19 protein-coding genes are annotated in these 20,210 nt (G+C 67.4%); 5 read left to right on the top strand and 14 right to left on the bottom strand.

Going from position 1 to position 20,210, the window contains the following annotated elements; genetic code table 11:
* Positions 1 to 99 precede the first annotated feature (99 nt).
* The gene (locus tag ACT86A_RS11075; protein ID WP_445091969.1) at positions 100 to 612 is read left to right on the top strand and encodes a PNPOx family protein; all 513 of its coding nucleotides are present in this window, start codon (positions 100 to 102) and stop codon (positions 610 to 612) included.
* A 1-nt stretch (position 613) separates the two neighbouring features.
* Here the strand turns inward: ACT86A_RS11075 and ACT86A_RS11080 are convergent, their stop codons facing one another.
* From ACT86A_RS11080 to ACT86A_RS11095, 4 genes are all read right to left on the bottom strand, one after another.
* On the bottom strand, positions 614 to 1,927 hold the full coding sequence (locus ACT86A_RS11080) for an aspartate aminotransferase family protein (RefSeq protein WP_445091970.1): 1,314 nt from the start codon (positions 1,925 to 1,927) through the stop codon (positions 614 to 616).
* A gap of 215 nt (positions 1,928 to 2,142) precedes the next feature.
* Positions 2,143 to 3,180 (bottom strand): TIGR03842 family LLM class F420-dependent oxidoreductase, encoded by a 1,038-nt coding sequence (locus ACT86A_RS11085; protein WP_445091971.1) that lies wholly within the window; start codon positions 3,178 to 3,180, stop codon positions 2,143 to 2,145.
* A 34-nt stretch (positions 3,181 to 3,214) separates the two neighbouring features.
* Positions 3,215 to 4,636 carry a dihydropyrimidinase gene (gene hydA / locus ACT86A_RS11090; RefSeq protein WP_445091972.1) on the bottom strand — a complete coding sequence of 474 codons (1,422 nt, stop codon included), beginning with the start codon at positions 4,634 to 4,636 and terminating at the stop codon, positions 3,215 to 3,217.
* Positions 4,637 to 4,651: 15 nt separating this feature from the next.
* Positions 4,652 to 5,488 (bottom strand): nitrilase-related carbon-nitrogen hydrolase, encoded by an 837-nt coding sequence (locus tag ACT86A_RS11095; RefSeq protein WP_445091973.1) that lies wholly within the window; start codon positions 5,486 to 5,488, stop codon positions 4,652 to 4,654.
* 277 nt (positions 5,489 to 5,765) lie between these two features.
* Here ACT86A_RS11095 and ACT86A_RS11100 point away from each other — a divergent pair, with 277 nt between their 5' ends.
* Complete coding sequence (locus tag ACT86A_RS11100; protein ID WP_445091974.1) at positions 5,766 to 6,494, top strand: peptidylprolyl isomerase; 729 nt, start codon at positions 5,766 to 5,768, stop codon at positions 6,492 to 6,494.
* Between the two features lie 89 nt (positions 6,495 to 6,583).
* Here the strand turns inward: ACT86A_RS11100 and ACT86A_RS11105 are convergent, their stop codons facing one another.
* Both ACT86A_RS11105 and ACT86A_RS11110 read right to left on the bottom strand, forming a co-directional pair.
* On the bottom strand, positions 6,584 to 7,765 hold the full coding sequence (locus ACT86A_RS11105) for a cation:proton antiporter (RefSeq protein WP_445091975.1): 1,182 nt from the start codon (positions 7,763 to 7,765) through the stop codon (positions 6,584 to 6,586).
* A gap of 6 nt (positions 7,766 to 7,771) precedes the next feature.
* A complete protein-coding gene (locus ACT86A_RS11110) occupies positions 7,772 to 8,254 on the bottom strand; it encodes a cation:proton antiporter regulatory subunit (protein ID WP_445091976.1) in 483 nt (160 codons plus the stop codon).
* A 201-nt stretch (positions 8,255 to 8,455) separates the two neighbouring features.
* Here ACT86A_RS11110 and ACT86A_RS11115 point away from each other — a divergent pair, with 201 nt between their 5' ends.
* On the top strand, positions 8,456 to 10,558 hold the full coding sequence (locus ACT86A_RS11115; protein WP_445091977.1) for an acyltransferase family protein: 2,103 nt from the start codon (positions 8,456 to 8,458) through the stop codon (positions 10,556 to 10,558).
* A 164-nt stretch (positions 10,559 to 10,722) separates the two neighbouring features.
* On the opposite strand, the gene arc is transcribed toward ACT86A_RS11115, so the two are convergent.
* Positions 10,723 to 12,483, bottom strand: a complete 1,761-nt coding sequence (arc, locus tag ACT86A_RS11120) for a proteasome ATPase (RefSeq protein WP_445091978.1) — start codon at positions 12,481 to 12,483, stop codon at positions 10,723 to 10,725.
* A gap of 178 nt (positions 12,484 to 12,661) precedes the next feature.
* Here arc and ACT86A_RS11125 point away from each other — a divergent pair, with 178 nt between their 5' ends.
* Positions 12,662 to 13,174 (top strand): WKL family lipoprotein, encoded by a 513-nt coding sequence (locus ACT86A_RS11125; protein ID WP_445091979.1) that lies wholly within the window; start codon positions 12,662 to 12,664, stop codon positions 13,172 to 13,174.
* Between the two features lie 48 nt (positions 13,175 to 13,222).
* Here the strand turns inward: ACT86A_RS11125 and ACT86A_RS11130 are convergent, their stop codons facing one another.
* Positions 13,223 to 14,056 (bottom strand): tRNA (adenine-N1)-methyltransferase, encoded by an 834-nt coding sequence (locus ACT86A_RS11130; RefSeq protein WP_445091980.1) that lies wholly within the window; start codon positions 14,054 to 14,056, stop codon positions 13,223 to 13,225.
* A gap of 76 nt (positions 14,057 to 14,132) precedes the next feature.
* On the opposite strand from ACT86A_RS11130, the gene ACT86A_RS11135 reads away from it, so the two are divergent.
* Complete coding sequence (locus ACT86A_RS11135; RefSeq protein WP_445091981.1) at positions 14,133 to 15,062, top strand: RecB family exonuclease; 930 nt, start codon at positions 14,133 to 14,135, stop codon at positions 15,060 to 15,062.
* 20 nt (positions 15,063 to 15,082) lie between these two features.
* Here ACT86A_RS11135 and ACT86A_RS11140 read toward each other — a convergent pair whose 3' ends face one another.
* The 6 genes from ACT86A_RS11140 to ACT86A_RS11165 all read right to left on the bottom strand — a co-directional run bounded on the left by ACT86A_RS11140 (position 15,083) and on the right by ACT86A_RS11165 (position 20,181).
* On the bottom strand, positions 15,083 to 15,217 hold the full coding sequence (locus tag ACT86A_RS11140; protein WP_445091982.1) for a hypothetical protein: 135 nt from the start codon (positions 15,215 to 15,217) through the stop codon (positions 15,083 to 15,085).
* 112 nt (positions 15,218 to 15,329) lie between these two features.
* Positions 15,330 to 16,181 (bottom strand): ATP phosphoribosyltransferase, encoded by an 852-nt coding sequence (gene hisG / locus ACT86A_RS11145; protein WP_445091983.1) that lies wholly within the window; start codon positions 16,179 to 16,181, stop codon positions 15,330 to 15,332.
* A 42-nt stretch (positions 16,182 to 16,223) separates the two neighbouring features.
* On the bottom strand, positions 16,224 to 16,505 hold the full coding sequence (locus ACT86A_RS11150) for a phosphoribosyl-ATP diphosphatase (RefSeq protein WP_445092136.1): 282 nt from the start codon (positions 16,503 to 16,505) through the stop codon (positions 16,224 to 16,226).
* Between the two features lie 123 nt (positions 16,506 to 16,628).
* On the bottom strand, positions 16,629 to 18,443 hold the full coding sequence (locus tag ACT86A_RS11155; RefSeq protein WP_445091984.1) for a choline/carnitine O-acyltransferase: 1,815 nt from the start codon (positions 18,441 to 18,443) through the stop codon (positions 16,629 to 16,631).
* A complete protein-coding gene (locus tag ACT86A_RS11160; RefSeq protein ID WP_445091985.1) occupies positions 18,440 to 19,273 on the bottom strand; it encodes a class I SAM-dependent methyltransferase in 834 nt (277 codons plus the stop codon). The genes ACT86A_RS11155 and ACT86A_RS11160 overlap by 4 nt, the downstream gene beginning before the upstream one ends.
* Before the next feature lie 44 nt (positions 19,274 to 19,317).
* Positions 19,318 to 20,181 carry a HalD/BesD family halogenase gene (locus ACT86A_RS11165; RefSeq protein WP_445091986.1) on the bottom strand — a complete coding sequence of 288 codons (864 nt, stop codon included), beginning with the start codon at positions 20,179 to 20,181 and terminating at the stop codon, positions 19,318 to 19,320.
* Positions 20,182 to 20,210 lie beyond the last annotated feature (29 nt).

Raw genomic sequence — 20,210 nt, forward strand, 5'->3', positions numbered from 1 at the left:
CAGGGTACAGACAGCGCCGACCGCGACAGGAGAGCCGCGGCTCTGGCGGGTATCAGCCGTACGACTGCAGATCCTGGTGCTCGCTTCCATACTGGACGCATGAGTGGGCAGCTGCCGTCCGAGAACCCCTACGGGACACCGACCACGTCCGGCCCCGGACCTGTCCCGGCGTATCAGAAGGTCGTGAATCGGGTCGTCCGGACGCTGCTGCGCGTTCCCGGCATCTCCGGCGTCGTCGGTAAGCGGCTGATGATCCTGCATGTCGTCGGACGCAAGTCGGGCGCGGTCTACGATGTGCCGCTGGCCTACACAAAACACAACGAGACCTTGCTGATCGGTACGGCCTTGCGGCCCTGGGTCAAAAATCTGCGCGGGGGCGACCCCGTGCGGGCCTCGTTCGGGGGCACGCCGCGCACGTTCGATCCAGTGGTCCACACCACCGAGGCCGAGGTGCTGCGGCTGTTCGACATCATCGCCCGGGACAACCCACAGAACGCGAAGTTCAACGGCATCGGCTTCACCGCCGACGGCTCGCCCTCGAAAGCCGACATCTACCAAACCTGGCAGCAGGGCGGCGTCGTGGTCGAGCTGACGCCGCACCGAGCCGCGTAGATCAGCGCACCTGGACGTAGCCGTCCGCGATGTCGAGCACTTCGTCGACGATCTCCAGGCCTTCGCGCAGTTCGTCGGCCGTCGTGGTCAGCGGCGGGGCGATTTGGAAACGATTGCCCGCGTTGAACGGCCACAGCCCGCGTTCCTTCGCCGCCGCGGTCACCGCGGCCATCGGTTCGGCGGCCGCACCGGCTGCCGCGAACGCGACCAACGGCTGCCTGGTGTACGGGTCGCGCACCAGCTCCAACGCCCAGAAAAAGCCGAGCCCACGCACTTCCCCGACGCTCGGATGCCGACCGGCCAACTCCCGCAGTCCTTTTCCGAGCACGTCCGCGCCCACCGAGCGCACATGGTCCAGGATCCCGTCCCGCTCGAACACGGCAATCGAGGCGACACCGGCGGCGCACGCCAGTGGGTGACCGGCGTAGGTCAATCCACCGGGATACACCACGTGGTCGTAACGCTGCGCGATCCGTTCCGCCATGAGCACACCGCCGAGCGGAACGTAACCGGAGTTCACCCCCTTGGCGAAGGTGATCAGGTCGGGTTCGACGCCGAACGCTTGCACCGCGAACCACTCGCCCACCCGCCCGAACCCGACCATCACCTCGTCGGCGATGTACACGATCCCGAACTCATCGCACAGCGCGCGCACGCCGGCGAGATACCCGGGTGGCGGAACGAGCACGCCATTGGTGCCGACCACGGTTTCCAGGATCAGTCCGGCGATGTGCTGCGGCCCCTCGAGTTCGATCACCTGCCGCAGGTGCGCCAGCGCGGCGGCGGTCTCCTCCTCGGGGCTTGCCGTGTTCCAGGGCGACCGGTACGGGTACGGCCCGAAGAATCGCACCACATCGACATTGGTCGGCTCCGCGCCCCAGCGGCGCGGTTCACCGGTCAGCCCGATCGCGACCCCCGTACCGCCATGGTAAGAGCGATACGCCGCAAGCATTTTCGTGCGCCCGGTGTAACTGCGCGCGAGGCGCACCGCATGCTCGACGGCCTCCGCACCACCGGTGGTGAACAGGATCCGGTTCAAGTCTCCAGGCGCCCGCTCGACGATCAGCCGGGCCAGCTCGCTGCGCGTCTCGTTGCCGACCGTCGGCGAGATGGTTGTCAGACGCTGCGCCTGCGCCACGATCGCCGCGACCACGTCCGGGTGCTGGTGGCCGATATTGACGTTGACCAACTGGGAGGAGAAATCGAGGTAGCGCTTGCCGGTGTCGTCCCAGAAGTACGAACCCGACGCCGCGGTGATCGCCACCGGGTTCAGCTCGGCCTGGGCGCTCCAGGGATAGAAGACGTGCTCGGTCACGCTACCTGCCTCCTTCGATCCATGCCACCTGCGGCAGGACGAAACCCGTTCTGGTGATATCGATTCCACGCGCCCACAGCATCGGGCAGCACTGCACTGACGTACGCGCACGAGCACGCGGGCGACGTATCCGATCCACGTTGCCGTCGAGGCCGCTCTCCGCTGCCCCTGCTCGATCCGCGCCGCAGGGGGCCGAGAGTTTTCCGGCCGGCCGCTCATTCGACCGCCTCGGTAGCGGTCACGAGGGCGGCCAGGCGCGGCAGCACCGATTCACCGTATGCCTCCAGCGTCGCGAACTTCGCATCGTGCTGGAGGTAGACCGCGAACTGGTCGACGCCGAGCGCCGCCAGCTCGCGCAGCCGGGCCAGCTGATCATCGGCCGTACCGAGCAGGCAGAAGCGGTCCACGATGGCGTCGGGCACGAACGCGGCGTGAACGTTGCCCGCGCGACCGTGCTGGTTATAGTCATATCCCTGCCTGCCTTCGATGTAATCGGTGAGAGCGGCCGGGATATCGCTGCTGGTGCCGTATCGCGCGACGAGGTCCGCGACATGGTTGCCGACCATCCCGCCGAACCACCGGCATTGTGCCCGCGCATGTGCCAGTGCCGCGTCCGATCCGTCCGTGACATAGGCCGGTGCGGCGACACAGATCCGGATCGCGGCCGGGTCCCGGCCGACACGTTCGGCCGCCGCCCGTACCCGGGCAATGGTCCATGCGGTGATGTCCGGGTCGGCCAGCTGCAGGATGAATCCGTCGGCCACCTCGCCCGTGAGATCCAGGGCCCGGGGCCCATAGCCCGCCACCCACACTTCGAGCCGAGAGCCGGCCGCCCATGGCAACCGGACGACGGCATCGCCCACCCGCGCACTGCGGCCATTGGCGAGTTCCCGGATCACCTCGACCGATTTCCGCAACGTCGCCAGGGTCACCGGTTTGCCGCCCTGAGTTCGCACGGCCGAGTCGCCGCGACCGATGCCGCACAGCGTGCGGTTGCCGAACATGTCGTTGAGCGTGGCGAAGGTCGACGCGGTCACCGTCCAGTCCCGGGTCGCCGGATTGGTCACCATCGGACCGACCACCACCTTGCGGGTCGCGGCCAGGATCTGGCTGTGGATGACGTAGGGCTCCTGCCAGAGGAGATGGGAGTCGAAGGTCCACACATGCGAGAACCCGTGTGTCTCAGCCAGTCTGGCCAGTTCGACCACTCGCGAGGCTGGGGGTGTGCACTGCAGCACCACACCGATGTCCATACGGCACTCTCCATTCGAGGATCGGAATGTGGCGTCAGATCAGGTTCTGTGAAAGTTCGCGTTTGACGAACCGGCCGTGCCCCGTGCTACCGAGATAGGCATTGCCGTCGACGATTACCCAGCCACGAGACAGCACTGTGTCGACATGGCCGTCGATCTCGAAGCCCTCGTAGGCCGAGTAGTCCATGTTCATATGGTGGGTCTTGGCCAACCCGACACTGGTGTGGCCCTTGGGGTCGTAGATCACGATATCGGCGTCCGCGCCCGGGCTGATCACACCTTTGCGCGGATACATGCCGAACATCCGGGCGGGCGTGGTGCAGCAGACCTCGACCCAGCGTTCCAGCGAGATCTTCCCGCTCCGGACGCCCTGGAACATCAGGTCCATGCGATGCTCGACACCGCCGATGCCGTTGGGAATCTTGCTGAAATCGTCGACGCCCAGGTCCTTCTGGCCTTTCATGCAAAACGGGCAGTGGTCGGTGCTGACGGTGGCGACATCGCCGGTGCGTAGGTAGCGCCACAGCTCGTCCTGGTGTCCTTCGGCCCTGGACCGCAGCGGTGTCGAGCACACCCACTTGGCACCCTCGAAACCAGGTGCGCCCAACTGCTCCTCGAGCGAAAGATAGAGGTACTGCGGACAGGTCTCGCCGAAGACGTTCTGCCCGCTGTCGCGCGCGGCGGCGATCTGAGCCAGCGCCTGCTGGGCCGAGACGTGCACGACATACAGGGGCGCACCGGTCAGGTGGGCCAGCATGATCGCGCGATGAGTGGCCTCCTCCTCCATTTGCCACGGCCTGCTCGTGCCATGGAAGTAGGGCGCGGTATCGCCGCGCGCGATCGCCTGTTCGACCAGCACGTCGATGGCGATGCCGTTCTCCGCGTGCATCATCAGCAGCGCGCCCAGTTCTCCCGCGGACTGCATGGCCCGCAGGATCTGACCGTCGGTGGAGTAGAAGACGCCGGGGTAGGCCATGAAGAGCTTGAAGCTGGTGACGCCCTCCGCCACCAATTCGCTCATTCCTTTCAGGGATTCGTCATCGACCTCGCCGATGATCTGATGGAAGCCGTAATCGACCGCGCACTGTCCGGCCGCCTTCTGATGCCAGGCGCCGAGCGTTTCTTGCAGACGCTCCCCCGGTTTCTGGACTGCGAAGTCGACGATGGTGGTGGTGCCGCCCCAGGCGGCGGCGCGGGTGCCGGTCTCGAACGTGTCGGAGGCCTCGGTGCCGCCGAAGGGCATCTGCATGTGGGTGTGCCCGTCCACGCCGCCCGGGATCACGTACTTGCCGGTCGCGTCGAGTACCACGTCGGCGGATTCGGCGAGGTCCGCGCCGAGCGCGCAGGAGCCCGGAAACAGGACCGCGACAATGGTCTCACCGTCGATGAACACATCGAGGGGTTGCGACCCGGTGGCCGAGACCACCGTGCCGCCGTGGATGAATGTGCGCTTCATTTCGAACTCCCGGCCTCAGGGGGCCACCAGCGGCCCATACGCGTCGGGGCGGCGATCGCGGTAGAAAGCCCAGCGGTCGCGCACCACCTTGATCAGGTCCAGGTCCACATCGCGGATCACCAGCTCAGGCCCGGTATCGGAGGCGACATCGCCGACGAACTTGCCCTCCGGGTCGACGAAGTAGCTGGTGCCATAGAAATCGTCGTCGCCGTACTCCTCGATCCCGACCCGGTTGATAGCCCCGATGAAGTACTCGTTGGCCACCGCGGCGGCAGGCTGCTCCAGCTTCCACAGGTAGCCGGACAGGCCGCGCGAGGTGGCCGAAGGGTTGAACACGATCTCGGCGCCCGCCAGTCCCAGCGCCCGCCAGCCCTCGGGGAAGTGGCGGTCGTAGCAGATATAGACGCCGACTTTGCCGACCGCGGTGTCGAACACCGGCCAGCCCAGGTTCCCCGGCCGAAAGTAGAATTTCTCCCAGAAACCGTGCACGTGCGGAATGTGATGTTTGCGGTACTTGCCGAGATAACTGCCGTCGGCGTCGAGCACCGCCGCCGTGTTGTAGCGCAGGCCCGGTTGTTCCTGCTCGTAGACCGGCAGGATCATCACCAGCCCCAATTCCCTTGCCAGCGCGGCGAATCGCTCCGTGGTGGGACCGGGCACCGATTCGGCGTAGTCGTAGAACGTCGAGTCCTGCCGTTGGCAGAAGTACGGTGCGTAGAACAGCTCCTGGAAGCAGATCACCTCGGCGCCCTGCGCGGCGGCCTGCCGGGCGTAGTCCTCGTGCGCCTCGAGCATGGACTCCTTGTCGCCTGTCCAGTTCATCTGGAGCAGCGCTGCTCGAAAGATTCCCATACTTTTTTATACTTCACCGATAATCAGTTCACCTGTATTCCGAGATCTCGGAAATAGTTTCGATAGCCTGGTTCTCTGAGCCGGTCACATTTCGCGTGCGGGTCGACGCCGAATGCGTACGGGCAGTCGCCCACGAGCCGATGGTCTCGCCCACCACCGGTGTGCCGCCACCCGCTGGTGGGTAATCGAGCCCGTACAGCCACGCCGGTCAGGGCGAAATGAAATGATTCGCGCTGCATCGTCCGGTGTGCAACCCGAGTGAAGGAGATTTCCAGCGGTGAGCAAAGTGCAGGCGCGACAACTCGTCCACGGTCCGCGCGCGGGGCGCCGTCGCCTTCCGCGGCGCTCGCTGCGGGTTATCGCAGTCCTGGCCCTCGGCGTGACGGTGGCGATGTTCACCGCCGGCGGCGTCTCGGCGAACCCGGGACCGGCACGGCAGCAAGCGCCCACCACCTGCGGCGCTCCGGTCGCGGGTCAGCCGAACGGCAAGCAGTGGGCCGCCGAGCCCGGCCTGTCCATTGATCCCAGCGCCCGGTACACAGCGACGCTGGCCACCACGTGCGGCACCGTGAGCATCGCGCTGGACGCGGCGCGCGCCCCGCGCACGGTGAACTCGTTCGTCTTCCTAGCCGGTGAGCAGTACTTCGACCACACGAAGTGTCACCGGATCACCACCGAAGGCCTCTACGTCCTGCAATGCGGCGACCCGACCGCGATGGGTACCGGCGGCCCCGGCTATCGCTTCCCCGACGAGAACCTCGCGGGCGCCTCGTACCCGGCGGGCACTGTCGCGATGGCGAATTCGGGCCCCGGCACCAACGGCAGCCAGTTCTTCCTGGTCTACCGCGATAGCCAGCTGCCGCCGGACTACACGCCGTTCGGGCGGGTCACCGCGGGAATGGACGTGCTCACCTCCATCGCCGCCGCCGGCAGCAAGGGCGGCTTGGGCGACGGTGCGCCCGCCCTCGATGTCGTTCTCGATTCGGTTACCGCGGTACGCAACTGAGTATCGCCACGGGTGGCGGTGCCGATCCGGCACCGCCACCCCGCTTTTCGGGACGGTGTGCATCACAGGAATGGGACCGGCGGCAACCGTCAGTGCATCCGGGCGCGGCGACGCAGGACCAGCGCGAGGACCGGTTCGACGATTCGGCTGGCGATCGGGCCGAGAACCGCCATCAGCAGCACGTAAGTGGTCGCCAGAGCGGCGAACTCGCCGGAAACGGCGCCCGAAGCGACGGCGAGACCCGCGATGACGATCGAGAATTCACCATGGGCGACCAGTGCGGTGCCCGCGCGGGCCCGGCCGTAGTAACCCGCACCGGCCCGCTTGGCGGCCCACCATCCGGTAGCGACCTTGCTCACCGTGGTGACCAACGCCAGCAGGCACGCCCAACCCAGTACCGGCGGGATGGTCGCCGGGTCGGTGCTCAGTCCGAACAGCACGAAGAACAGGGCCGCGAACAGATCTCGCAGCGGCTCCAGAACCTTGGTGGCGTTGTGCGCGGTCGAGTCCGAGATCGCGATACCGAGCAGGAACGCGCCGACCGCCGCGGACACCTGCACCGCGGAAGCCGCTCCGGCCACCAGCAGCGCGGAACCGAGTAGCTTCAACAGGAAGATCTCGCGAACCTCGCTGTCGACGATGGCGGAGACGTAGCGGCCGTAGCGCAGCGCGACGATCAGCACCACGGTGACCGCGACCAGGGCAATGCTCAACGTCTTCAGCCCGGCGAGGAAACCGGCCCCGGCCAGCACCGCGGTGAGCACCGGCAGATACCCGGCCATCACCAGGTCTTCGAACACCAGGATGGACAGCACCACCGGTGTCTCGCGGTTGCCGAGCCTGCCCAGATCGTTGAGCACCTTCGCGACAATGCCCGAGGACGAGATGTACGTGACGCCCGCCATCGCGATCGCACCGGTGAAACCCCAATCGAGCGCGAGCGCGACCAGCACGCCCGGAGTCGCGTTGAGCACGATATCCAGGACGCCCGCGGCCCACGACCGGCGCATACCGGTGACCAGCTCCGCCGCACTGTATTCCAGTCCGAGCAGCAGAAGCAGCAGGACGACGCCGATTTCGCTGGCCAGGTGGATGAACTCGTCGACCTGCCGCAGTTCGACCAAGCCGCCGGTGCCGAATACCAGCCCGCCGATCAGGTAGAGCGGGATCGGCGACATACCGATGCGTGCGGCGATCCGGCCGAGCAGCCCGAGGCCGAAGAACACCGCGCCCAGCTGGATCAGCGCGAGTGCAGTCTCATGTGCCACCATCGCCGCTCAGCCGTCGGACAGGATCTTGGCGGCGGTGTCGAGACCCTCCACGGTGCCGACGACGACGAGCACGTCACCGGCGGTGAAGGCGAAGTCCGGCCCCGGTGACGGAATCGGCTGCCCGCCACGCACCACCGCGACGATGGATGCTTTTGTCCGTGTGCGCATCTGGGTCTCGCCCAGCCTGCGTCCGTCGTAGCGGGACCGGTCCGCAATGGACATCTGGCGCGTGGTCAGGCCGGTGAACTGGCGGTGCTCTTCGCGCAACTGCTCGACCAGCTGCGGCGCGCCGAGCAGGTTGGCCAGCACCGCGGCCTCGTTGGCGGACAGCGGTATCTGTTCGGTCTCATCGGGGTTGTCGACCTTGCTCACGATCAGGTCCATTGTGCCGTCACGATGATCGATCACCCCTATCCGGCGCCGCGTGTTGGCCAGCGGAAACTCCTTGCGCACACCGATACCCGGCAGGGGTGTCACCTCAACGTTCACGACACCACCCTATCGACCGCGGACCACCCCATTACCGCAAGGTGACCGAATTGTCCGTATCAGCCATTTCCGACCGACACGCCGCCCCAGAGTTGGACGGTGGTCGACCACGCGCGTGGTAAGAGAGGACATGCCCCGTACATTCGTTCGTTGCCGAGCCGTCACTTCCGGTCGGCGATTCGGCCGCGGTACGCGCGTCCGGTGACGGTTGCCCGAGCGGTCAGCCGGTGGCGACGACCGGGTGCGCTCGTCGTCGCGCCGGCAGCACCGCCGGGCGAGCGGGACGGCGGTTACCGGCACGATCTGGACGGACTGCGTGGGGTCGCGATCGCGCTGGTCGTGGCGTTCCACGTCTGGTTCGGCCGGGTCTCCGGCGGGGTGGACGTATTCCTGGTCCTATCGGGCTTCTTCGGCACCGGATCGCTGCTGCGCGGCGCGGAATCCACCGGCGCGGTACCGGTCCGGCAGACCGCGCGCAGGCTGGCACGCAGGCTACTGCCAACGTTGGTGACGGTACTGGCCGCGGTGGTCGCGGCCACCGTTCTCCTGCGTCCGTTCACCCAGTGGGGCGAGATGGCCGCGCAAACCCTGGCGTCGCTGCTGTACTGCCAGAACTGGTATCTGGCGCTGTCGTGGTCGGACTACCTGGCGGCAGATCCGTCCGTGAGCCCGCTGCAACATCTGTGGTCGATCGCGGTGCAGACGCAGTTCTCCCTGACCGCCTTGCTCCTTGTGGCGCTCGTGGCGCGGCTGTGCAGGCATTTCGGGGGCCTCCGGGCGCTGCGACCCACCTTGACGATCGTCCTTGCCCTGTGCGGGACCGCCTCCTTCGTTTACGCCGCGCACGGCACCGCGGTGCAGCAGGCCTGGAATTACTACGACAGCTTCGCGCGGGCCTGGGAGTTGCTGGCCGGAGCGCTCCTCGCGATCGCCGCGCCCTGGCTGTCCCCACCGCGTCCGGTCCGCGTGGTCGCCGCCGCCCTCGGCACGATCGCGGTGCTGACCTGTGGCTGGCTGATCGACGGCGCCGACCGGTTTCCCGGCCCGGCGGCGCTGGTTCCGGTGGGCGCCGCGCTGGCGCTGATCCTGGCGGGCAGCAATCTGTCCGGTGCTGCGCAGCCGCTGCCCAACCGGCTGCTCGGCGCGTCCGTGATGGTGCGGCTCGGCGAGCTGGCCTACGCGCTGTACCTGTGGCACTGGCCGATCCTCATCTTCGTTCTCGCGCGGGCCACAAGCGCGACCGCGGGATTCGGCGGCGGACTCGGCGTCATCGGGGTTTCGCTGGTGCTCGCCTACCTGACGAACAGGTTCGTCGAAAAGCCGCTACAGGGGCGATCGCCCGCCCGGACGCCCGCGCCCGCCCGCCGGGTCGGCCGCCTGGTCGTAGCGCTCGGCCTCGTGGTGGTCACGGCGTCGGTGACCGAACGGGTGGCGACGTGGGTGAACCCGCCGGAGGCGGTGGCCGGTCTGGACCCGGTGCGCTACCCCGGAGCGGAAGCGCTGGTCAACGGGGCGAGCGTGCTCCGAGTAGCGATGCGCCCGACCATGTACGAAGCGTCGGCGGACCTCGCCTATCCGGCGCGCGACGGCTGCATCGCGGACTGGGACACCCGCGACGTCATCACCTGCAGCTACGGAGACGCGCACGCGCAACACACCATGGCGGTGGTAGGAAGCTCGCACGCCGAACATTGGGTTCCCGCTCTGGACCTGCTGGCTCGCAAACACGGCTTCCGCATCGAGGTCTATCTGAAGATGGGCTGCCCGCTGACCGTGGCGGCGCAACCGTTGTACAAGGGCGAGGCCAACCCGGACTGCCGCGATTGGTCGGCCGCGGTCATCGACCGTTTGGGCGTGCAGCGGCCGGAGTGGGTCTTCACCACCGCGACCCGCCCGCGGGACGGCGCCGGCGACGAGACTCCCACCGACTATCTGGACGTGTGGTCGCAATTGGCCGAGCGCGGGCTCAACGTGCTCGCCATTCGCGACACACCATGGCTGCGCCGGGACGGCGTGCGGTACCGGGCGATCGATTGCCTGGCCCAGCAGGGCGATCCGATCAGCTGCGGCATGCCGCGCAGGGCCGCGCTCGACGAGGTCAATCCGGCCCTGGAGTTCGCCGCCGCGTTCCCCAATATCTTCCCGCTGGACCTGTCCGACGCGGTCTGCGAACGTGAAGTGTGCGCGGTCGTCGAAGGCAACATCTTGATCTATCACGACGAGCATCACCTCACAGCCAGCTACTCACGATCGCTCGCGCCGGAACTCGACCGGCAATTATCGCCGATCCTCGGCTGGTGGTGAGGCGGCCCACCCACACCACCGTGCCCGCGTCGTCCGGTGGCGTGCCGAAGTAGCCGAAGCCCCGGCGGCGACCACCACGGCCGTTGCCCGGTCCGGCTCCGGCAGCGCCACTACGCCAGAAGGCCGCGCCTCCGGTGGAGACGCGGCCCTCTGGTCGGCGAACCTTACAGGTACTGACCGGTGTTCGACTCGGTATCGATCGCGCGGCTTGCGCTGGCGTTCTTACCCGTGACCAGCGTGCGGATGTAGACGATCCGCTCGCCCTTCTTGCCCGAGATGCGTGCCCAGTCATCGGGATTCGTGGTGTTGGGCAGGTCCTCGTTCTCGGAGAACTCGTCCACGATCGAATCGTAGAGATGCTGGATGCGCAGACCCGGATTGCCGGTATCGAGTACGGCCTTGATGGCGTACTTCTTGGAGCGGTCCACGATGTTCTGGATCATGGCGCCGGAGTTGAAGTCCTTGAAGTAGAGGACCTCCTTGTCTCCGTTGGCGTAGGTGACCTCCAGGAAGCGGTTGTCCTCACTCTCGGCGTACATCCGGTCGACGACCCGCTCGATCATCGCGGCGATGCACAGCACCTTGTCGCCGCCGAACTCCGCCAGATCGTCCTCGTGCAGCGGCAGGTGCTCGGTGAGGTACTTCGAGAAGATGTCCTGCGCCGACTCCGCGTCCGGACGCTCGATCTTGATCTTCACGTCCAGCCGGCCCGGCCGCAGAATAGCCGGATCGATCATGTCCTCGCGGTTGGAGGCACCGATCACGATGACGTTCTCCAAGCCCTCGACGCCGTCGATCTCCGACAGCAACTGAGGCACGACCGTGGTCTCCACGTCCGAGGAAACGCCGGATCCGCGGGTACGGAAGATCGAGTCCATCTCATCGAAGAACACGATCACCGGGGTGCCCTCGGACGCCTTCTCCCGGGCCCGCTGGAAGATGATCCGGATATGCCGCTCGGTCTCGCCGACGAACTTGTTCAGCAGCTCGGGGCCCTTGATGTTCAGGAAGAAGGACTTGGCTTCCTTGGCATCCTCACCGCGCGCCTCGGCGATCTTCTTGGCCAGCGAGTTCGCCACCGCCTTGGCGATGAGCGTCTTACCGCAGCCGGGCGGACCGTAGAGCAGCACGCCCTTCGGCGGGCGCAGCGCGTACTCACGGAACAGGTCCTTGTGCAGGAACGGCAGTTCCACCGCGTCCCGGATCTGCTCGATCTGCCGGCCCAGACCACCGATATCGCCGTAGTCGACGTCCGGGACCTCCTCCAGCACGAGGTCCTCGACCTCGGCCTTGGGGATGCGCTCGAACGCGAACCCGGCCTTGGTGTCGACCAGGAGCGAGTCACCGGGCCGCAGCTTGCGGATCGGGGAATCGGGGTCTTCCAGATCGTCGAGCTCGGCGATGTTGGCCAGCGGACCGGCCAGCCAGACCACGCGCTCCTCGTCGGCATGCCCGACGACGAGGGCGCGACGTCCGTCGTCGAGGATCTCCCGAAGGGTTCCGATCTCGCCGACCGCGTCGTAGTGACCGGCCTCGACGACGGTGAGCGCCTCGTTGAGGCGGACGGTCTGGCCGTACTCGAGCGTCGAGGTCTCGATGTTCGGCGAACACGTCAACCGCATCTTGCGACCCGAGGTGAACACGTCGACCGTCTGATCGTCGAACACGCCGATCAGAATGCCGTATCCGCTCGGTGGCTGGCCCAGCCGATCGACCTCCTCGCGCAGCGCGACCAACTGCTGGCGCGCTTCCTTGAGGGTGTCCATCAGCTTCGTGTTGCGAATGGTCAGCGAATCGATGCGGGCTTCCAATTCCCGTGCGTGATCCGGCGAATCGGCGAGTTGCCTTCGGAGTGCAGCCGCCTCGGCGCGCACTGCCTCGAGCTCTCTCCAGGCCGCCGAATCCGAATTCTCGATGGGGCTCATGTGCTGCTCCTCCCAGTCCCGGTCTATCAACGCTACCGGGCGCGACCCGTTCGCGCCTTCCGACATGGTTTCTTCGTGATCACATCTGGGCCGCGATCAACGACGGACCACCATGTTAGCCTGCCCTAACCAGCCCTTGGCGAGCCCGCTCGTCGATCACACCGAAAGGTTGCTGACTATGCTCCTCACCGCCAGAACTCTGCGCGTTTCCGTTGCCACCGCGGCGGCGCTGGCCATCTCCTGCGGACTGGCGGCGTGTGGCTCCGACCATGATTCCGCCGCCACGACCTCGCCGGTGACCTCGGCCACCGCGACGTCGATTACCCAGGGCCACGGCGACCATGCACCGGGCGCGCCGACCGCCGAGACGCTGCGGGCGGTACTGGCCCAACTCGCCGACCCCACCGTGCCCACGACGGAGAAGACGAAGCTGATCGTCAACGGTGAGCAGCGGGCCTCGAACATCGACCGGATGAACGCCGGACTGCAGGGTTACACGCTCACCTTCACGGTCGCCGACGTCACCACCCAGGGCAACACCGCGAACGCGCAGGTGACCATCAACTCCCCGCACGGATCCGCCCCCGCTGTTCCGCTGAACTGGGAAAACGTCAATGGAACCTGGAAGCTCTCGGACACGAGCGGCTGCCTGCTGCTCGGCTTCGCGCAGGCGCCCTGCGTCCCGGCCTGAACCGAACGCTCCGCCGGGCGGGCGCACCGGCCGCCCGCCCGGCCACGCTCACCCTTTCGAGGGCCTGCGCTGCGGCTTGGGGGTCACGGTGCCCTCTGCCAGCCTGCGCGCGCTGACCAGGAAGGCGGTGTGACCTTGCATGCGATGTTCCGGGCGCACAGCGAGGCCGACCACATGCCAGGGCCGCACCAGTGACTCCCAAGAGCGGGGCTCGGTCCAGCACTCCTGCTCGCGTAGCGCCTCGACCACCTTCGACAGCTGGGTGACCGTGGCCACGTAGACGATCAGCACACCGCCCGGCACCAGCGCCGCGGATATCGCGGGCAACGCGTCCCACGGCGCGAGCATGTCCAGTATCGCCCGGTCGACCGGCCCCCCGGTATAGCCTGCGACGTCGCCGACCGTCAGCGACCAGTTTGCCGGACGTTCGCCGAAGAACGTCTCCACGTTACGAACGGCGTGTTCGGCGTGGTCGGCGCGAATCTCGTAGGAGATCACCTGTCCCTGCGGCCCAACCGCTCGCAACAGCGAGCAGGTGAGCGCGCCGGAACCCGCACCGGCCTCGAGCACGCGCGCGCCGGGGAACATGTCGCCCTCGTGTACGATCTGCGCGGCGTCCTTCGGGTAGATCACCGCCGCTCCGCGCGGCATGGACAGCACGTAGTCGATCAGCAGCGGACGCAGCGCCAGATACGGCGTGCCGTTGGTGGAGTGCACCACACTGCCCTCGTCGGCGCCGATCAGGCTGTCGTGCTTGATGCCGCCGCGATGGGTGTGGAACTCCTTGCCCGGCTCCAAGACCACCGTGTACAGGCGCCCTTTGGCATCGGTCAGCTGCACCCGGTCACCGACGATGAATGGCCCGGTCCGTCTGGCCGTCATGAATCTCCGTTCCGCTGATTCGAATCCGTGCTGTCGCGGCACCGGTGTGTCGGTGCCGCCGGATAGCCTGCCAGGTATGCGCTCGCCCGTATCCACGCCCCCTGCCGACGACGCGAAGGCGTCCGGGCCCGAGGCGACAGCGAGCCGCGCCAGGCCCGCGTTGTCGCCTTCCCGGGCAATGGATTTCAAACAGTGCCCGCTGAAGTACCGGTTGCGTGCGATCGATCGGATCCCCGAGCAGCCGTCGCGGCACATGGTGCGCGGCACGGTGGTGCACGCGGCGCTGGAGGACCTCTACGGGCTGCCCGCGGCCGAGCGCCGACCCGAACGGGCCGACGGACTGGTGACCGCGGCTTGGGCTCGTGTGCGCGCCGAGCGCCCCGAAGTCGCCGAGTTGATCGTCGACGAGGAACGCGACGCGTTTCTCAACGAGGCGCGCGCGCTGGTGCGGCGGTACTACCTGCTGGAGGATCCGACCCGGTTCGATCCGGAATCGCGCGAGGCACATGTCGAGGTCGAATTGGACGACGGTGCGCTGCTGCGCGGTTTCGTCGACCGGATCGACGTCGCCCCGAGCGGAGCACTGCGCGTCGTCGACTACAAGACCGGTCGCGCGCCGGGGCCGATGCAGGAGACGAAGGCGCTGCTCCAGTTGAAGTTCTACGCGCTGGTGGTGCTGCGCACCCGTGGCGTGGTGCCTGCTCAGCTGCGGCTGATCTACTTGGCCGACGCACAGATCCTCACCTACACCCCCGACGAGCAGGAGTTGTTGCGCTTCGAGCGCACGCTGTCGGCGTTGTGGGCGGCCATCCTGGCGGCTGGCCGCACCGGGGACTTCCAGCCGAACACCAGCTTGCTGTGTTCCTACTGCGACTACAAGCCGCTGTGCCCGGAGTTCGGCGGCACCCCACCGCCCTATCCCGGCTGGCCGACCGGTGCGGCGATGCAATCAGCGGACGGGACGCCGACCGAGGCAGAGACGCCGGCCGAGGCAGGGGCCGCCTGACCGGGTGGAAGCGTCCGCCATCACGGCACCAGCCGGTCCGGGATCACGCCGAGCAGGACCAGCGCGATCAGGACCAGGCCGACCGTCGCGGCCGACCAGTCCTCGTACCACGGGAATGTGCTGCCCGAGCGTTCCTCGGGTAATGGCTGTGACATGGGCACTCCTGGCGTTCCGCATCGAGAGGCCGAACGGTAGCAACATCGCAGCACAGCGCACACCGATTGCGCTCAGCGTGACCGAATCACGCGAGCCGGGCGATTGCGGCGGTCAAAATGCGCGGCAGGAGCGAATGTCGGTAGCCAGGATGGCTTTCGCGCCCAGGTCGGCCAGTTTGTCCATCAGCTCGTTGCTCTGCTTGCGGGGAACGAGCGCACGCACCGCGACCCAGCCGGTGTCGGCCAACGGAGCCACGGTGGGCGATTCCAGCCCCGGGGTGATGACGAATGCCGCGTCCAGCAGGTCCTTGGGGCAGTCGTAGTCCAGCATCACGTACTGCTGGGCGAAGACCACGCCCTGGATGCGGGCGACGAGCTGATTGCGCGCCCGGTCGTCCCGGTCGGCGTCCTCGCGTTCGACGAGCACGCCTTCGGAGTCGCAGAGTGATTCGCCGAAGGCGACCAAATTGTGCTGGCGCAGCGTACGCCCGGAGCCGACGACGTCGGCGATGGCGTCGGCGACGCCGAGCTGGATGGAGATCTCCACCGCACCGTCCAGGCGGATCACCTCGGCCTCGATACCGCGACGGCGCAGATCGCTGCGCACCAGGTTCGGGTAGGAGGTCGCGATGCGCTTGTCGTAGAGATCTTCGACCTTCCACTCCCGTCCGGCCGGGGCCGCGTAGCGGAAGGTGGAGCGCCCGAAGCCGAGAGCGAGCCGCTCCTGCACGGGTGCGCCGGAATCCAGCGCGAGATCACGCCCGGTGATGCCCAGATCGAGTTCACCGGAGCCGACGTAGATCGCGATGTCCTTGGGCCGCAGGAAGAAGAACTCGACCTGGTTGGCGGGATCGAGCACGGTCAGGTCGCGCGAGTCGGTGCGCTTGCGGTAGCCCGCCTCGGCGAGGATCGAGACGGCGGATTCGGACAGGGCACCTTTATTGGGGACTGCGACGCGCAGCATGGGGAGTCCTTTCGGGAGGAGAAACCGGCAATCGGACAGCCGTCACAGATGTCGATACACGTCTTCGAGCTTCAGCCCGCGGCCCACCATCAGCACCTGCACCCAGTACAGCAGCTGGGAGATCTCCTCGGCGAGCGACTCGTCGCTCTCGTGTTCGGCGGCCAGCCACACCTCACCGGCCTCCTCGAGCACCTTCTTACCCTGGGTGTGCACGCCCGCGGCCAGCGCCGCAACGGTTCCGGACCCCGCCGGGCGGTTGACCGCACGATCCTGCAGTTCGGCGAACAGGGATTCGAAGTTCTTCACGATGAGCCATTGTTTCAGACCCGGATGCGGGCCTGTTGCTCTGGCCCATCGCTCTGGCCGATCGCACTGGTCCACGGTGGCCACCGACGACCGCCCGGCCCCGCCCACTCGGAGAGTGCGCGGGGACCGGGCGGGCCGCGCCTAGCCTCCGGCCAGCAGCGCGGTCAGATCCGCGACAGCCGTGCGCAGGTGGTCGGCAAAGCTGTGCATCTGGTCGGCGACCGGTTCGGGTGTGGCGAGATAGATATTCCAGCGGTCCGGGAGCAAGACGTAGGCAACGCCGATGCACCGGGAGCTGGTGGAGCCGAAACCGAAATAACGGATATTCACCGACGGGGCCGAGCTGGTGCTCAGATAGTCGTCGCGCATGATCGTCCAGCCGGGGCTGGCGTAGAGCGGTATCGGATCGGTGACACCCAGTTCCGCGCCGCGGCGGCGCTGGACCCATTCCAGCTCCCACAGGTGCTGTTCGGGCGCGTCCCCGGCCTGGCACCGCTTGGCCCGCTCCACGTGCGCGGCCGCCGCCGCGCGCGCCGCGGCGAGCTTCGCGGCGGCATCGGCGGACGGGTCCTGCATCGTGTCCACGAACGCGACCATCTCGGGGGTGACCACCCGCATGGCCTCGGTGCGGCCGTTACGGTACTGCCTGGTCGCGATGGACTCGTAGGTGGCGCCGGTGAGTCCCTTGCTGCGCCGGTGGGCGAGCTGGTAGCTCAGCTGCGCGAACGCGTCGGGCGAGATGCCCAGTTGCTTGGCGCGAGTGGTGCCGAAATCCGGGAATGACACGGTCTGCGTGGCGTTCTCGGCGGCATAGCGGGCGAAGGCGGCGCCGGACGCGGCGATATCGCGGCGCTGCGCCGCATCGAGGACGAACTCGATCGGCTCGACGCTGGGCAGCCCTTGCGCTCGCGCCCCGCAGCGGGTGGCGTGCTCCGGCACCGCGGTCTCCAGCAGGGCATCCACGAACGACAGGACGGTGGTGCCGTCCAGCCCGCAGTGCTCGACGTTGATACCCGCCTGGCCGTCGCCGAAGACGATGAACGACACCGACTTGTCGAACCACCGGTTCGCGCTGTCGCCGTGCAACAACTGATCGCAGGCATGCAATTCGTCGCGCGGCGCGAAATCCTCGAGACAGATGGCGAACAGCGCGGTTTCGATGGTGTCCAGCGCCGCGACATTCGCGGGCTCGGCCAGCAGCGCCTGCCTGCTCGCGGCCCATTCCGCGCGGGCCTTGGTGGTCAGGTGCCCCACCGCGCTGTCGGTGCGGGCCGGGCGCGAGCCCGCCTTCAGCACCGCGCGCAGCCCGTCCGCGAGATCCTCCGGCGAGTAGGGCGTCCCGTCCGGACCGATCACGTCCATCCGGAAGGTGCTGCCGCGGAAGAACACCACGATATGCCGGGCGTCCGAGTGACCGGGCCACTCGTCGCTGTAGGGGACCCGCACCGTGTCCTGCTCGACGCCGGGAATCCGGGTCTCGGAGAACAGGTACTTGTTCTGCCACATCGACAGCTGCTGTCCGCGCTGGGTCACCGGCGCGATGGCCTCCTGATCCAGGGCCAGCTTGTAGTCGACCGCAGCGCAGATGATGCCGGCGGCCCGATCCACCTGAGTCGCGGCCGTGGACGTGGCCAGCGGCGTGTCGTCCCGGAACAGGAAGAAGAAGTTCGCGTTCAGCGCGATCCGGTCCCGCCGGCCCAGATACCGCGACGGCCAGAACAGATCCAGCCAGCTGCCCACCCCGGGTGTCGCGTCGTACTCCGCGAGCGCCGCGTGCAGGACGCGGCCCGGCCCATCGGCGCGCAGCAGGTCCTCGACCGCGGTCCGAGTGGCCGCGAGTTCGTCGGCGGTCAGCAGCGGCGCACACCACTGCAGGAACCGGCGGCAGCTGTCCTCCAGCGTCGGTAAAGGAACCCTGGGCAGGTGGTCGTCGGCAGCGAACGTGAGTTCGGTCAATGCGGATCCTCGGTGTCGGCGTGACGTTTCGGCAGCGGCCTGGACACGTACAGCGTGGCGTACAGCCACCCTTGTTCTTCCCGGCCGGTGGTGTCGATCCCATTGTCGGACAGGGTGTTCAGCACGCGCGCCTGCTCGGCCTCGGAGGCGAACCTGCGCTGCTCGTACAACCCTGGCACCTGCTCGGTCCGGTAGCCGATCGCGGCGAGTTCCGCCGCGATCGGAGCGAAGTCGAACATGCGCAATACGAAGTGTGCCATCCACGGCCGCCTGCGCGGGTGCGCCGTGGCTACGCGCGTCAGGGTCTTCTCGGTGACGTACCCGATACAACCGGTGGAAACGACCAGATCGGCGGTGGACAGCAGCGCACGTTGCTCGTCGGTCGGCTCGCCGGATTCCAGGTCCGCGTGGACCACGTCGTGCATGAGTCCGGCCTCACGCGCGTATCCGAGGGCGGGGCGGGCGACGTCCATGCCGAGAAAGCGGACCGCGGCCGGTCCCGCCCCCGCCGTCCGGGCTCGGTCGCGCCGGATCAGGCCGGCGCGGTCGCAGGCAGCATCGGCGTAGTGTTCGGCCAGGTCGCGGAACGTCGTGTCGAAACGCAGCAGCGCAGCGTTCACACCATAGGAGCAGCCGATGTCCAAGACCGTTGGGGCGGAGACCCGGGCGGAGGCCCGATACTCTCGGATCTGCTGTTGGAAGATCGGCTTCGCCAGTTCCGGAATGCGATAGTCCAGCTCGGACATGCGCGCGTAGTACGCGCGCGGATCGGGGCGGTCGTAGATGTCGTCGAAAGACGCTTTCCCGGTGGTGTGTAACGGCACTAACACTGTCGGTCCTCTCCGGTCGAGCTCGGTCAGTCGAGCCGTTCGGCTCAGTCGAGCAGTCGATCGCCCCGGACAGCGTCGGCCGCGGCGGCTAGGTGGTCGGGCAGCACTCGGCCGAAGAGCTGCCGAGTGCGTTCCACCGTGCCGACCATTCCGGGGCGATCGGTGTAGGCGAAGATGGCCGAGTGGCGCTGGCGTGCACCACTGACCGGCGAGACGCGGTGCAACGAGAAGCGACCGCGGAACAGCTGCAAGTCACCCGGACGCAGTTCGAGCCGCTGCACCGAACGCGCACCGGCGCCGGTCAGTACTGCCCGCACGTCATCGAGGTGCTCCGCCTCGGGGGTACGGATATTCGGGCAGTATTCGAAGACGCCGCCACTGTCCGCCGGCTGGGTCAGCATCGAGACGGTGAATTCGTTGGTGTCGAAATGCCAGGGATGCGACATGCCCGGCGCCACGACATTCAGACACAGCCCGGCCAGGGGATCGGCGAACTCGTACAGTTCTGCGAGGCCGAAGCATTCGGCAACGAACCGCTGGAACAGCTCGTTGATGTAGAGCCGGTGGATCAGCGCGTCAGCGGGGATGTGGTCGCGCGGCACGAAGGCGTTGCCGCGTTCGAGCACGATCCGGCCCGGATGATCGTGCGGCAGTTCGGCATCCAGCGGAATATTGTATGCGTTGACCTGCTCGACCTCGTAGTACGCGTGCGGTGCCATCTGCTCGCCCTGCGCCCGGAGCGTGTCGGTCAACTCCGGCCGGATGAAGCCGCGCAGTACAGTGCAGCCATCGTCCGCCAGCTCCGCACGGGCACGGCGCACTACGGCCTCGAGATTCGGACCGTCGGGATCCGCGAGAGGGTACCGTGCGGTATCAACGATTTCGTCGAGTACGCTCAACGCCGCCATGACGTAATTTTCGTGCAGCGCCGGCCAAC

The sequence above is a fragment of the Nocardia glycosmidis genome (genome assembly GCF_052545115.1).